The sequence below is a fragment of the Mesorhizobium sp. L48C026A00 genome, from assembly GCF_000502375.1.
In the GTDB taxonomy this organism is placed as follows: domain Bacteria; phylum Pseudomonadota; class Alphaproteobacteria; order Rhizobiales; family Rhizobiaceae; genus Mesorhizobium; species Mesorhizobium muleiense.
The window spans coordinates 225,054-237,538 of record NZ_AYWU01000003.1 but is presented as its reverse complement, the minus strand read 5'-3'; the positions used below and the strand labels follow the sequence as shown (position 1 = coordinate 237,538).

Genomic DNA, 12,485 nt, shown 5'->3' with positions numbered 1-12,485 from the left:
CATGGCGAAGCGCATTGTCTTTCACATCGCCAGTCTCAGGGGCGGCGGCGCCGAGCGTGTCTTCGTCCTCATGGCAAATGAATTGGCATCGCGTGGGCACGATGTCACCCTTTTTACCTGGAACGCGCAAGGACCCAACGCCGCGCTGCGCTCCCCCGCCGTGCATCTGGTCGATTTCGACCTTCCCATCCAGGGCGAGGGTTACGGCAAGTGGGAGACGCTGAAAGGCATCGTGCGAAGCGCAGGTTTGTTCAGCCGCCTTGCTCCGCATGTGGTCTACAGCGCCCCGGAATTTGCCAATCTGGTCGTGGCGGTGGCGCTTCTCCTGGCGCGAAGCCGGGCGCGGTTCTTTCCAAGCTTCCACGCAGCCGCCTCACTGCCTTCCAGCAGCCTCGGCGCGAGAATAGCGGTCTGGCTTTCCGCGCTGGTTGCAGCGCGCGCAACCAAAGCCATCGCCGTCTCAGCGGGTGTCGGCCGCGACCTTGCGGCCCGCGGCTTTCCCAAATCCAAAATTGTCGTCATCAACAATCCGCTGCCGCCGGTTGCGGCGCTCGAACAAGATTCCCAAGCATGGCAGGCACAGCTGGCGACGATGGGCGATGGCCCGGTCATCGTCACCGCCGGGCGCCTGGTGCCGGTCAAGGACCATCGGACCTTGCTGCGGGCTTTCGCTATCCTGCGCGCCGGCCGCCGCGCTCGGCTTGTCATCTTCGGCGAAGGCCCGCTGGCTGCCGAGTTGCGCGCCTACGCCGAGGAAACCGGTATCGGCGCGGACGTGCTTTTTGCTGGCTACGTCAACGACCCAGCCGCCTGTTATGCCGCAGCCGATCTGTTCGTGCTTTCCTCGACGAGCGAAGGCTTTGGCAATGTGCTGGTCGAGGCCATGGCTGCGGGCGTCCCGGTAGTCTCAACAGATGCGCCACATGGCCCGCGCGAGATTCTCGGTGACGGTCGTTTCGGCGCCTTGGTGCCGGTCGACGATGCCGCGGCTATGGCAAAGGCGATGGCTGACATGCTGGACCACCCCACTTCTGCCGCCATCCTGAAAAGCAGGGCGGCGGATTTCGAAGTTGAAAAGATCGGCGATCTGTACGAAGCGCTGCTCTAATGCATGTCGCCCAAAAGTGCGCAGCGGTTTTGGGTCAACGACATGCACAAAAACAAAGGCTTAAAGCGCGTCGCATGAATCCCTTCAGACACGACGCGCTTTAGCCTAGAACTTCGCGCTGGCGTAGATTGCCGTCAGCCGCTATCGCCATTCGCGCCGACACCGGAATCTGATAGCAGCGGATGAAGAAAAGCAGCAGGTCGGTCACCGCGGCAGGAGCGCGGGCGGGCCGCGCGGGGATTCTTATTACGGGAGTGTTCGAATGAGACACGTGTGGCGTTGGTTCGGCCCGGTCGACAAGGTGACGATTGCGGATGCGCGGCAAGCCGGGGCGCAAGGCATCGTCACGGCCCTTCACCACGTTCCTCACGGCGCCGTCTGGCTGCCCGCCGAAATCGAAAGGCGTCAGCGCGAAGTCGCATCCTTGCCGGATGGAAGCGCAAGCGAACTGACCTGGGAGATTGTCGAAAGCCTGCCGGTTTCCGAATCGATCAAGACGCAGGTCGGCGAATGGCGCAGCCATCTTGCCAACTACAGGACATCGCTGGAAAACCTGGCGCGAGCCGGCATTTCGGTCATCTGCTACAATTTCATGCCCGTGCTCGATTGGACCCGCACCGATCTTGCCTGGCGCCTGCCGCATGGCGGCACCACCATGCGCTTCGATCTGATCGACTTCGCCGCATTCGACATCCATATCCTGAAACGCCAGGCGGCGCCCGGCGACTACACACCGGAGATCGCCGCCGAGGCGGCGCGCCGATATGCGCAAATGGATGACCATGCGCGCAAGATTCTGGCAAGAAGCGTCAATTCCGGCCTGCCCGGCTCGACCGAAGACACGTCTCTCGACGGCCTCGCGGCTCAACTGTCAAACTATGACCGCATCGACGCAACAACCCTGCGCCGGCATTTCGTCGATTTCCTGGCGGAGGTCGTGCCCACGGCCGAACGCCTCGGCCTGCGACTCTGCTGCCACCCCGATGACCCGCCGTTTCCGCTGCTCGGCCTGCCGCGCATCATGTCGACCGAGGCCGACTACAGCTACGTTCTGGACGCAGTCGACAGCCCGGCCAACGGCGCGACGCTGTGCACCGGCTCGCTCGGCGCGAGACCCGATAGTGATCTGCCCGGCATGATCGAGCGGATGGGGCCAAAAATCCACTTCGCCCATCTGCGCAATGTGCGCAAGGAAGCGGCCGGCACCCCCTGCTCGTTCCACGAGGACGAGCACCTTGCCGGCGACACCGACATGGTGGCGGTGGTGGCGGCGCTGCTTCGCGAGGAAGCGCGGCGCAAAGTGGAAGGCCGCCAGGACGCCGTCATCCCGATGCGCCCCGACCACGGCCAGGATATCCTCGATGACCTGACGCGCGGGGCGCAGCCCGGCTATCCGGCCATCGGTCGGCTCAAGGGATTGGCCGAGCTCCGCGGCGTCGAACATGCGATTCGCAGATCGACATCAGGAGAGCCGCTCTCCACTTATCCCGCATAATCCAAGGAAAGGCGTAAGGCCGGTCCGCGACCTGTGCTCGTTAAACATGCCATCTTCGACCATTGGGCGCCCGGCAGTCCGCCTCCGGCTCGATGGCACCTGTTCACCCATTTGCGCGGACTTGTGTATAATAGCAGCATGCGGCTTGAGTCCGATTGCAATCCGCTAGGTTACGCTAGTTATTGGTCCACCCGCAGCCGGTGTTGAGAAGAACTCCAGGAGGCGGTTGGGAATTCATATCCTGGGAGGAAGTTGAGATGAGAAGATTCGCCGCCGCTCTGGCCGCCGCCGCCGTCACGCTGTATTCGTTCGCCGCGGGCGCGCAAACCTATCCCGAACGCACCGTCACCGTGGTGGTGCCGTTTTCGGCCGGCGGCCCGACCGACACGGTCACGCGCCTCGTCGCGGAAGCCATGTCGAAGGATCTCGGCCAGCAGATCATCGTCGAGAATGTCGGCGGCGCCGGCGGCACGCTGGGCGCCGGTCGCGTCGCGAGCGCCGAGCCCGACGGCTATACGCTTCTCCTCCATCATATCGGCATGGCGACAAGCGCCACGCTGTACAGAAAGCTCGCATACGACACGCTGAACAGCTTCGAATATGTCGGCCTCGTCACCGAGGTGCCGATGACCGTCGTCGGCCGCAAGGACCTCGAGCCGACCGACCTGAAGGGGCTGGTCGACTACGCCAAGGCCAACAAGGATACCGTCACCGTCGCCAATGCCGGCATAGGCGCGGCCTCGCATCTGTGCGGCATGCTGTTCATGAGCGCGATCGGCACGCCGCTGGTCACCGTGCCCTACAAAGGCACCGGACCGGCCATGACCGACCTTCTCGGCGGCCAGGTCGACATCATGTGCGATCAGTCGACCAACACCACCAAGCAGATCCAGGGCGGCACGATCAAGGTCTACGCCGTCACCTCGGCTGAACGCCTCGATGTTCTGCCGGACGTCCCGACGACGACGGAAGCCGGTCTCCCGGAGGTGCAGGTCGGCATCTGGCACGGCCTCTACGCGCCCAAGGGCACGCCGGCCGAGGTCACCGAACGCCTGTCGAAGTCGCTTCAGGTCGCGCTGAAGGACCCGAATGTCGTCGCCCGCTTCGCCGAACTCGGCACCAAGCCATCGCCTGAAGCTGATGCGACTCCGGCCGCGCTGAAGGCCAAGCTGGAGGGCGAGATCGCGCGCTGGAAGCCGATCATCGAAGCCGCCGGCCAGTACGCCGACTGAGATTTTGAAAGGGGCGCCCACCAGCGCCCCGTTTTTTTTCACACCGGCCCCATTTTCACACCGGCATCGGCGCGCCCGCGGCGCGGGCCTGGGAGGACGTCATGAAACCCTTCACAATCGACACGACCAACGGCATATGCGCCGCGCTGTTCATCTTTCTCGGCGGATTTTTCGCGCTGCAGTCGCTCGACCTTGAAATCGGCACCGCCTTCCGCATGGGACCGGGCTATTTCCCGCTGGTCCTGGCAATCGTTTTGATCCTGCTTGGCGCCGTCATCCTCGTCGAAGCGGTGCGCTTCGAGAGCGAGCCGATCGGCCATGTAGCCTGGCGCGGCATGCTGTTCATCCTGCCTGCCCCGATCTTCTTCGGCCTGACCGTGCGCGGCCTCGGCTTCCTCCCCTCGATCTTCCTGACGGCGCTGATCGCATCCTTTGCCAGCGGTCGCATGAGGCCGCTGACCGCGCTCGTGCTCTCCGCCGGCCTGACGCTGTTTGCGTTCCTCGTCTTCAGCTATGCGCTCGGCCTGCCGTTCCGGCGCTTCGGCCCGTGGCTGCAGTTTTGAGGAGATGAACATGGAACTCCTCGACAACCTCGCGCTTGGTTTTTCGACGGCCTCGTCGCTGGCAAATCTCGGTTTCTGCCTGATCGGCGTCCTTCTCGGCACGCTGATCGGCGTTTTGCCCGGTATCGGCGCCACCGCCACCATCGCCATGCTGTTACCGATCACCTTCCAGATCGGCGACCCGGTTTCCTCCCTTATCATGCTCGCCGGCATCTATTACGGCGCGCAATATGGCGGCTCGACCACCGCCATCCTCATCAACATGCCTGGCGAATCCTCGTCGGCCGTCACCGCCATCGACGGCTACCAGATGGCCAAGAACGGCCGCGCCGGGGCGGCACTCGCCATCGCGGCGATAGGCTCGTTCTTCGCCGGCACGGTGTCGACCTTCCTCGTCGCCGTCTTTGCCCCGCCGCTGACGGCGATCGCGCTGGAATTCGGCGCGGCCGAGTATTTTTCGCTGATGATCGTCGGCCTCGTCTCGTCCGTTGCGCTCGCCCACGGCTCGATCGTCAAGGCGCTGGCGATGGTCGTGCTTGGCCTGCTGCTCGGCATCGTCGGCACCGACATCTACACCGGCACGCCGCGCTTCACGCTCGGCATCCGCGAATATGCCGACGGGCTGAATTTCGTCGCGGTGGCGGTCGGCGTCTTCGGCGTCGCCGAGATCCTGCGCAACCTCGAAAACGAGCACGAGCGCTCGGTGATGATCCGAAGCGTCTCCGGCCTGATGCCGACCCGCGACGACTTTCGCCGCATGGCGGCGCCGATCGTGCGCGGAACCATCATCGGTTCGGCGCTCGGCATCCTGCCGGGAGGCGGCGCGATCCTTGCAGCCTTTGCCTCCTACACGGTCGAAAAACGCATCTCGAAAAACCCCGGGGAATTCGGCAAGGGCGCCGTCGAAGGCGTCGCCGGACCGGAATCGGCCAACAATGCCGGTGCGCAGACCTCCTTCATCCCGATGCTGACGCTCGGCATTCCGGCCAACCCGGTCATGGCGCTGATGATCGGCGCGATGATCATCCAGGGCATCGTGCCCGGCCCCAATGTCGCGATCGAACAGCCGGCGCTGTTTTGGGGCATCATCGCCTCGATGTGGATCGGCAATCTGATGCTGATCATCTTGAACCTGCCGCTGGTCGGGCTTTGGGTGAAACTCCTGACGATCCCCTACTACGTGCTCTTCCCGATCATCATGGCGTTCTGCTCGATCGGCGTTTACAGCGTCAACACCAACATCTACGACCTCTACGCCGTCGCCTTCTTCGGCTTGCTCGGCTATCTCCTGACCAAGCTGCGCTGCGAACCGGCGCCGCTGCTGCTCGGCTTCGTGCTCGGCCCGCTGCTCGAGGAAAACCTGCGCCGCGCCATGATTCTCGCGCGCGGCGACCCGACCACCTTCGTGACGAGGCCGATCAGCGCCGGCCTGCTGTTCATCGCCTTCGCCGTGCTCGTCATCGTCTTCCTGCCGGCGGTCAAGAAGAAGCGCGAAGAGGTGTTCGTGGAGGAGAATTAATATATGTCGCGCAAAAGCATGCCCTTGGGCCTGACCCGAGGGTGCGCAGCGGTTTTGCGATAACGACATCCATAAAAACAAGAACTTAAGTCACGCGGCCGCCTGTCTACCGGCGCGGCCGCCGATGCGGGCTCCGGTTTCCGCATCGAACAGAAAGACGGCGGTATCCTGGAAGGTGATGCCGATCGGCTCATCCATGTCGTAGTGCGCCGATTTATCGGCCTTGACGGTTACGGTGGCCCCACCGAACTGGCAGGTGATCAAGCTATGATCGCCGATCAGCTCCACGGCATAGACCCGCGCCTCAACCTTGCCCTCCGATGGGCCGGTGACCCGGCAATCCTCGGGCCGGAGGCCGGCAGTGACCTTCTTACGGCTTTCGGCAACGCTGGTCGCAAATCGCCCTTCCGCGCAGGCGAAGCTACCCTCGACCAGCTCGCCCCTAAGAAAATTCATCGGCGGCGAGCCGATGAAGCCGGCGACGAACAGGTTCGCCGGATCGTCGTAGATCTGTCGGGGCGTCGCGATCTGCTGCACGACGCCGCGGTTCATGATGGCAACACGGTGCGCCAAGGTCATGGCCTCGATCTGATCGTGGGTGACGTAGATCGTCGTCACGCCCAGATCGGCCTGCAGGCGTTTCAGTTCCGAGCGCATGTGGCCGCGCAGCTTGGCGTCGAGGTTGGAGAGCGGCTCGTCGAAGAGAAAGAGCTTGGGGTCGCGCACCAGCGCCCGGCCCATNTCAGGAAGACGCTCGGCCGCCGCACCATGGCGCGAGCGAGCGCGATGCGTTGCCGCTGACCGCCGGAAAGCTGCCGTGGATAGCGGTCGAGGAACTCCTCGAGATGCACCTTGACGGCGGCACTGCGCACGGCGGCGTCGCGCTCAGTGCGCGGCACGCCACGAAGCTTCAGCGGATATGCGATGTTCTCGGCAACCGTCATGTGCGGATAGAGCGCGTAGGACTGGAACACCATCGCCACGTCGCGATATTTGGGCAGCACGTGGGTGACGTCGCGGTCGCCGATGAGGACGCGGCCGGAACTCACCGATTCAAGCCCGGCCACCATGCGCAGCGCTGTCGTCTTGCCGCAGCCTGAAGGGCCGAGCAGCACCAGGAACTCGCCGTCCTCGATCTCCAGGTCGAGCCCTTTGACCACCTCGACCGCGCCGAAGGACTTGTAGATATCGGACAGGGTGACCCGCATAATGACTAGCCCTTCACTGCGCCGACCAGCAGTCCGCGCGCGATATGCTTCTGCAGGATGCTGGAGATGATGATCACGGGGGCGATCATCACGGTGATCAACACCGACATGTTCCACCATTGCGGCCCGCGGGTCGTGTTCTGTGCCGATACCAGCACCGGCATGGTCTGCGCATCGGCATTGGAGAGGAAGAGGGCCAGCAGATACTCGTTCCAGGCAAGGATCAGCACCAGCAGGAAGGTCGCGACCAGGCCGGACCGCACCAGCGGCAGCGCGATGGTGAAGAAAACGCGGAACTTGGAGGCGCCGTCTATTTGTGCGCTCTCCTCGAGGTCGAGCGGGATGCCGGCGAAGAAATCGCGCGTCAGCCACACCACGATCGGCAGGTTGATAGCGGTGTAGGTGGCGATCAGCGCCACCTGCGTGTCAAGCAGGCGCATCTGCTGGAACATCACGTAGATCGGCAATACGGCGACGATCGGCGGCATGATACGGTTCGAGATGATCCAGAACTCAATGTCGCTGTTGCCGACCGCAAGCTTCGTGCGTCCAACGAGCGTGAACAGCGCAATGACGAAGAGAGCGGCCGCCACGACAATGGCGATCTCCCAGCGCACGCCGAAAGTGGCCACCGCCACGATGATTGCGGTGAGCAGGATCAAGAAGATTGCAACAGCGGCGAGCTTCACCTGGAAGCGGATACGCACGAGCGCGTAGGCCGCCAGCGAGCCGATCAGGACTGCGAGCAGTGTGCTGGCGACCGCGACAACGACCGAATTCATGTAAGGGCGCAGCGTGTAATTCTGCACGAGCATGAAGTCCCATGCCTGAAGCGAAGGGGCAAAGTCGACGAACGGGAGATAGAACGGCCCGTTGTCGACCTCCCCAGGCCCCTTGAAGGACGTGATGAACACCCAGTAGAGGGGAATCACCACAACCAGCGTCCACAGGGACAACAGCACATAGGTCAGCACCCTGGCGACCGGCGCCTGGCTGTCGATCGAGGCCGGCTCGAACAGCCGGCGCGCCAGCGAGCGCGGCTCGGTGCTCATGCTTCGAACCGGCGCGCCGGCCGGACCACGAAGTTGAAGAACGAGACGCATACGATGGTCGAGATGAAGAGCAGCATGTAGCCGATAGCGGCCGAGCCGCCGAGATCCTGGGTGCGCCAGGAAATGAAGGAATGGAGCGTCATCGATTCCGTCGCCAGGCCGGGACCGCCGCCGGTGAGCACGTTCGGCAGGTCGATGATCTTGAAGGCCTCGATGAGCCGGATCAGCACGACGGTGGCGGCAATCGGCGCGATCGCTGGCCAGGTAATGTCGCGAAAAATCTGGAAGCCGTTGGCGCCGTCGAGCCGCGCCGCCTCGACCTGATCGCGCGGCTGGTTCTCGATGGCCGCCAGCAGCACGATAAACATGAACGGCGTCCACTGCCAGGTGTCGCCGACCAACACCATCAGCCGCGCCGACCAGGCCTCTGTCGCCCACGACCACTCGCTGATGCCGAAAGCGCGCACGAGTGGGGCGAAAGGCCCCTTCTGCATGTCGGCGAGCATGCGGAACGTGTAGGCGATACCGACCGGGGTTACCATCAGCGGGATGAAGAAGAGGACGCGAAAGAAATTCCGGCCGCGGATCGGCTGGCCGCACAGCAGCGCGAGGCCCAGTCCCAGTGCGAACTGCACGGACACGCCGACGAACACGTAGAGAAGCGTGTTGACGACAGTCCCCGGCACGCCGCCCGGCGCCATGGTGGCCAGCGCAAGAACCGCCAGGCTCATCGCCATCGCCGTCGCCAGAAGCCGACCAACCGTGCCGACGACGGTCGGCCTGCCACGCAACAAGTAGCGGGCGAGGAGGAAAAACAGCCCTGCCGCGATCAAGGCCAGCAAAGCGAATTGGACAAAGCCGAACGTGCCAAACTTACCGAGCAGGTGATACTGCTGCGAGCCGACCAGCAGCTTGCGGAAGTTCAAAAGTCCGATGAATTTCAACGTGAATCCGCCCGACGCGAGCGCAAAGCGCGAAAGAGCGAGATAGGCCGAGATGATGAGCGGAAAAATTGCGAAGCAGAGAAGCACGACGACGGCTGGCAGCACCATGATCCGGCCTGAGTGACCGTCCAGCCATTCGGCCCAGCTGCGGCGGTCGGCAGCGTCTGGCATCGTGTCGGTTGCGGTCATCATACCCTGAGAAAGTGGCGCAGGCATCAGACCCGGCGCGGACGATGCCACGCCGGGTTGTTTGCTTGGCTGCCTATTTGGCGCCGATGGTCGCCTTGTAAAGTTTGAGCTGCTCGTCTTTGCCAACCTCTTCGTTCAGCTCATTCCAGCCTTCCTCGACCGCCGCGACGGTCGCTTCCTTGTCGATTTCGCCGGCGAGGAAGCGCGAGACCGCCTCGTCGAGCACGACCTGCTGGTACTTCTGATTTTGTGGGATGCGCAGGTCGAGGATCATGTTCGGGCTGCTCATGCTGTCGTTGATCGCGCCCAGGTAGACTTTGGCCTCCTCCTCGCTCATCCCGGCCTTCTTCCAAAGGTCGCTGTAGCCGAGCTGCGAGGTGCGGTACGGGTTGAACCCGGTGCCGCCGACGGTAACGTCGGCATTCGACTGCGCTGGCTGCGTCATGAACGAGAAGTAGGCGTAGGCGGCGTCCTTCACCTTCGGATCGGCCGCCGCGTTGATGCCGCCGCCCCATCCGCCAAAGGCGGCGAATGGTGCATGGTTCACGCCGTCGATCGCGTGCGGGCAGTTTTCTGCCGTGCAGGCCTCTAGCTTGCCGGTGTCCCAGTTCAGGACCTCCTTGGATCCGGGCATGATCGCAGCGCCCCATTTGCCCATCACCTTGGACTGCTTCGGATCGATCGAGATCGTGCCTACATCACCCCAGTCGAGGTTCAGCGCGCAGCGGCCGGAAGCGAAGAGCGGCCTTGTATCGCTGACGTCGAGGTTCAACTCGTCCGGCGGGCCGTACTTGGTCGATTCAGACAGGAAGTCGAGCGCCTTGCGGAAGGCGTCGTTGTTGACGAGCGGCGTCATGTCCTTGGTGTTGAAGAAGGTGCCCTGGCTGGTTCCCTTGGACTGGGTCATCGAGCCGACCACATCGGTGACGAACCAATAGCTCTGCGCGTTGCGCTTCTTGGCGATGCAGGAGCCGAAATCCGGCGTGCCATCGCCGCTCATGTCCTTGCCATGCGTGGCCTTGGCGACCTCGAGATACTCGTCCCAGGTTTTCGGCACCGCCAGGCCGGCCGCTTCGAGCACATCCTTGCGGTAGTACATCATGTGGAAGTCGCCATCGAGCGTGATCATGTAGGTCTTGCCGTTGTACTTCTCGGAGAAGTCCCGGAAGAACGCGCCCACATCGTCCTGCTGGATGTCCTTGTCGGCCTCGACCCGCGGCGTCAGGTCCTCGAGGTAGCCGCCGGCAATGTAGTCGACCATCCATTGCGGGGCGAACACGCCGGCGTCGACCGAGTTGGTGCCGCTCGCCCAGTCGGTGAGAATCTTCTGATAGAGATCCGAGAAGGGCACCGCGATGACATTGATCTTGGCGCCGGTGAGCGCTTCGAACTCGGGCGCGCGCCGCTGTAGCGGCTCCTGAATCGCACCGGTCTGCGTAATGACGTTCACGGTAACCCCCGCAAACGGCTTGTCCTGGGCAAAGGCAGGCGCGCCAACCAGCGCGGCAAAAGCCGAAAAGCCGGCCAGAAAGACCCCAATTCTCATCAGACTTCCTCCCGTGTTGACCGGGACATGTTCCTGCGAACCAAGCCGCCGGTATCTCCCCGTCGGTTGCCGTCGCCAGAGCACGGCACCAACGCTTGCCAAGCACAATATCGGCATCGCGCAGCGAGTCCAGTGCCTTGCCGCGACGGAAGGTGAGCTGCCCCGCGGGCTTCCCGGCTAATGCATGTCGCCCAAAAACGCGCAGCGGTTTAAGCGCGGAGTCGCCAGAAGACCGCTCGATCTTGCCTGGGGAATATTCCACCGCATCGACAATCCCCGTGACCGATGCTCACCACCGTCGGCATGGTCACTGCAAGTTGGTGTGGCGGTGCAGCATCAGTCTGTGCGCGTCGCGGATCTGCTGCGCCAAGCCGAGCACAATGCTGTCGAGCAGGATGAGGCAGGACTGCTCGAACAGGCTGCCGCCAAACTGTTTCGATTTCTCGACAGGGACATGCAACGTGACATCGGCAATGCCGGCCAGGGTCCCGGCCGGCTGATGCGTCAGCGTAACGACCTTGGCGCCCTCCGCCTTGGCGATGCGGGCAAAGCCTGTACTGACCGGCGTTTCCCCGGAGCCGGAGATGATCAGCAGCGCATCGCCCCTGCGGATCGATGGCGCCGATGCCTCACCGACGAAATGCACCGTTCGGCCAAGATGCATGAAGCGCATCGCACCCATCTGCGCGACAAGACCGGAGCGTCCCTGCCCGGAAAAGAACCATCTCTGATCGGGGTCATCGAACGCCTGCACCAGCCCTGCAAAGGCGTCGGCGTCGATCCGGCCAAGAACTTCGGTTATCTCCTGTCCCACGGCCAGCCACGGCCTGAATTGGGCAATCTGTCGCGAATCCATCGGGCTACCTCTTTCGGACTTGCGGATTCTGTGATGGCGCTGCCAACCACGAGGATTTCGGGCTCGACTGCGATCGCCGCTTCCAGCGTGTCGGGGCCGATCCCGCCGGCGAGCGAAACCAGAAAGCCACGATCATGCATCTTTCTGACGGCGTCGATATGTGACGTGGAAATGTTGCCGGCCAGCCGCGCATCGGTTGGCGAGTGGACAGCGATGTAGCCGAAGCTTTCGGGGAAGACAGCATTCAAGGGAATCAATTCTGCCTTGCCCGCCTCGGTGATGGTATCGACGACGACCGTCGCGCCGAAGGCTGCGGCACGTTTTCCGACCGCCTCATGCGTGGCGGGCGAAGCACACGACAGCACCGTCATGATTGCGGCGCCGGCGCCGAATACCATATCAGCCTCGAACCGGCGTCGACGGTTTTGGTATCAGCCAACACCATGACTTCAGGGCAGAGCTCGCGCGCTGTGGTGATGGCCGAGAGGCCGAGGCGTTTCAGCAATGGCGTGCCGATCTCGATAATGTCGGCAAATTCCTTCATCTGCGCGAGCAGAGCCAGGTGTTCAGGCTTGTCGAAGGCGACTTGGAGGAGCAAGGCGGCTCTCCCGGATTGCTTAAGAAAGCGGATGCGGCATGCCGCCCAACCCACTGTCGTGTGCTTCGTGGTCGAAATCTGCCATAATCCAGCAACCTCCAGGCTGGTCTGCACAGGGAGAGCAAATCGTGCCCTGCAAAGCAAGTGGTCTTGTCGAAAGCAGGAGGGGCAGGCC

13 protein-coding genes are annotated in these 12,485 nt (G+C 63.2%); 5 read left to right on the top strand and 8 right to left on the bottom strand.

Translation table 11 applies throughout. The features are described 5' to 3' along the window. Position 1: 1 nt before the first annotated feature. The 5 genes from X738_RS50690 (at position 2) to X738_RS50670 (ending at position 5,917) form a co-directional block, all read left to right on the top strand. Complete coding sequence (locus tag X738_RS50690; RefSeq protein WP_023797769.1) at positions 2–1,108, top strand: glycosyltransferase; 1,107 nt, start codon at positions 2–4, stop codon at positions 1,106–1,108. A 262-nt stretch (positions 1,109–1,370) separates the two neighbouring features. Further along, entirely contained in the window at positions 1,371–2,603 is a 1,233-nt protein-coding gene (uxuA, locus tag X738_RS50685; protein ID WP_051407722.1) for a mannonate dehydratase, read from the top strand. Positions 2,604–2,860: 257 nt separating this feature from the next. Continuing rightward, positions 2,861–3,835: a tripartite tricarboxylate transporter substrate-binding protein gene (locus X738_RS50680; RefSeq protein WP_023797767.1), complete on the top strand. Its 975-nt coding sequence runs from the start codon at positions 2,861–2,863 to the stop codon at positions 3,833–3,835. A gap of 101 nt (positions 3,836–3,936) precedes the next feature. After that, the gene (locus tag X738_RS50675) at positions 3,937–4,398 is read left to right on the top strand and encodes a tripartite tricarboxylate transporter TctB family protein (RefSeq protein ID WP_023797766.1); all 462 of its coding nucleotides are present in this window, start codon (positions 3,937–3,939) and stop codon (positions 4,396–4,398) included. A gap of 10 nt (positions 4,399–4,408) precedes the next feature. Further along, positions 4,409–5,917: a tripartite tricarboxylate transporter permease gene (locus tag X738_RS50670; protein WP_023797765.1), complete on the top strand. Its 1,509-nt coding sequence runs from the start codon at positions 4,409–4,411 to the stop codon at positions 5,915–5,917. A gap of 90 nt (positions 5,918–6,007) precedes the next feature. Here X738_RS50670 and X738_RS89000 read toward each other — a convergent pair whose 3' ends face one another. The 8 genes from X738_RS89000 to X738_RS84575 form a co-directional block, all read right to left on the bottom strand. Beyond that, positions 6,008–6,643, bottom strand: coding sequence for an ABC transporter ATP-binding protein (locus tag X738_RS89000; RefSeq protein ID WP_373420394.1), 636 nt, complete (start codon positions 6,641–6,643; stop codon positions 6,008–6,010). Next, on the bottom strand, positions 6,559–7,125 hold the full coding sequence (locus tag X738_RS88995) for an ABC transporter ATP-binding protein (RefSeq protein WP_023797763.1): 567 nt from the start codon (positions 7,123–7,125) through the stop codon (positions 6,559–6,561). The genes X738_RS89000 and X738_RS88995 overlap by 85 nt, the downstream gene beginning before the upstream one ends. Before the next feature lie 5 nt (positions 7,126–7,130). Then, a complete protein-coding gene (locus tag X738_RS50660; RefSeq protein ID WP_023797762.1) occupies positions 7,131–8,177 on the bottom strand; it encodes a carbohydrate ABC transporter permease in 1,047 nt (348 codons plus the stop codon). Further along, positions 8,174–9,310 (bottom strand): carbohydrate ABC transporter permease, encoded by a 1,137-nt coding sequence (locus tag X738_RS50655; protein ID WP_031254400.1) that lies wholly within the window; start codon positions 9,308–9,310, stop codon positions 8,174–8,176. The genes X738_RS50660 and X738_RS50655 overlap by 4 nt, the downstream gene beginning before the upstream one ends. 73 nt (positions 9,311–9,383) lie before the next feature. Then, a complete protein-coding gene (locus tag X738_RS50650; RefSeq protein WP_023797760.1) occupies positions 9,384–10,856 on the bottom strand; it encodes an ABC transporter substrate-binding protein in 1,473 nt (490 codons plus the stop codon). 307 nt (positions 10,857–11,163) lie between these two features. After that, complete coding sequence (locus tag X738_RS50645) at positions 11,164–11,712, bottom strand: SIS domain-containing protein (RefSeq protein ID WP_063830525.1); 549 nt, start codon at positions 11,710–11,712, stop codon at positions 11,164–11,166. Next, positions 11,655–12,110 (bottom strand): orotidine 5'-phosphate decarboxylase / HUMPS family protein, encoded by a 456-nt coding sequence (locus X738_RS50640; RefSeq protein WP_023797758.1) that lies wholly within the window; start codon positions 12,108–12,110, stop codon positions 11,655–11,657. The genes X738_RS50645 and X738_RS50640 overlap by 58 nt, the downstream gene beginning before the upstream one ends. Beyond that, complete coding sequence (locus tag X738_RS84575) at positions 12,080–12,424, bottom strand: orotidine 5'-phosphate decarboxylase / HUMPS family protein (RefSeq protein ID WP_198032778.1); 345 nt, start codon at positions 12,422–12,424, stop codon at positions 12,080–12,082. Before X738_RS84575 ends, X738_RS50640 begins: the two co-directional genes overlap by 31 nt. Positions 12,425–12,485: the final 61 nt, after the last annotated feature.

Bases quoted from the DNA above. Each gene is read 5' to 3' on its own strand.
- X738_RS50640 (WP_023797758.1), bottom strand. From the start codon at position 12,110: ATGGTATTCGGCGCCGGCGCCGCAATCATGACGGTGCTGTCGTGTGCT.
- X738_RS50650 (WP_023797760.1), bottom strand. From the start codon at position 10,856: ATGAGAATTGGGGTCTTTCTGGCCGGCTTTTCGGCTTTTGCCGCGCTG.
- X738_RS50660 (WP_023797762.1), bottom strand. From the start codon at position 8,177: ATGAGCACCGAGCCGCGCTCGCTGGCGCGCCGGCTGTTCGAGCCGGCC.
- X738_RS50690 (WP_023797769.1), top strand. From the start codon at position 2: ATGGCGAAGCGCATTGTCTTTCACATCGCCAGTCTCAGGGGCGGCGGC.
- X738_RS50670 (WP_023797765.1), top strand. From the start codon at position 4,409: ATGGAACTCCTCGACAACCTCGCGCTTGGTTTTTCGACGGCCTCGTCG.
- X738_RS50645 (WP_063830525.1), bottom strand. From the start codon at position 11,712: ATGGATTCGCGACAGATTGCCCAATTCAGGCCGTGGCTGGCCGTGGGA.
- X738_RS50655 (WP_031254400.1), bottom strand. From the start codon at position 9,310: ATGACCGCAACCGACACGATGCCAGACGCTGCCGACCGCCGCAGCTGG.
- X738_RS50680 (WP_023797767.1), top strand. From the start codon at position 2,861: ATGAGAAGATTCGCCGCCGCTCTGGCCGCCGCCGCCGTCACGCTGTAT.
- uxuA (WP_051407722.1), top strand. From the start codon at position 1,371: ATGAGACACGTGTGGCGTTGGTTCGGCCCGGTCGACAAGGTGACGATT.
- X738_RS50675 (WP_023797766.1), top strand. From the start codon at position 3,937: ATGAAACCCTTCACAATCGACACGACCAACGGCATATGCGCCGCGCTG.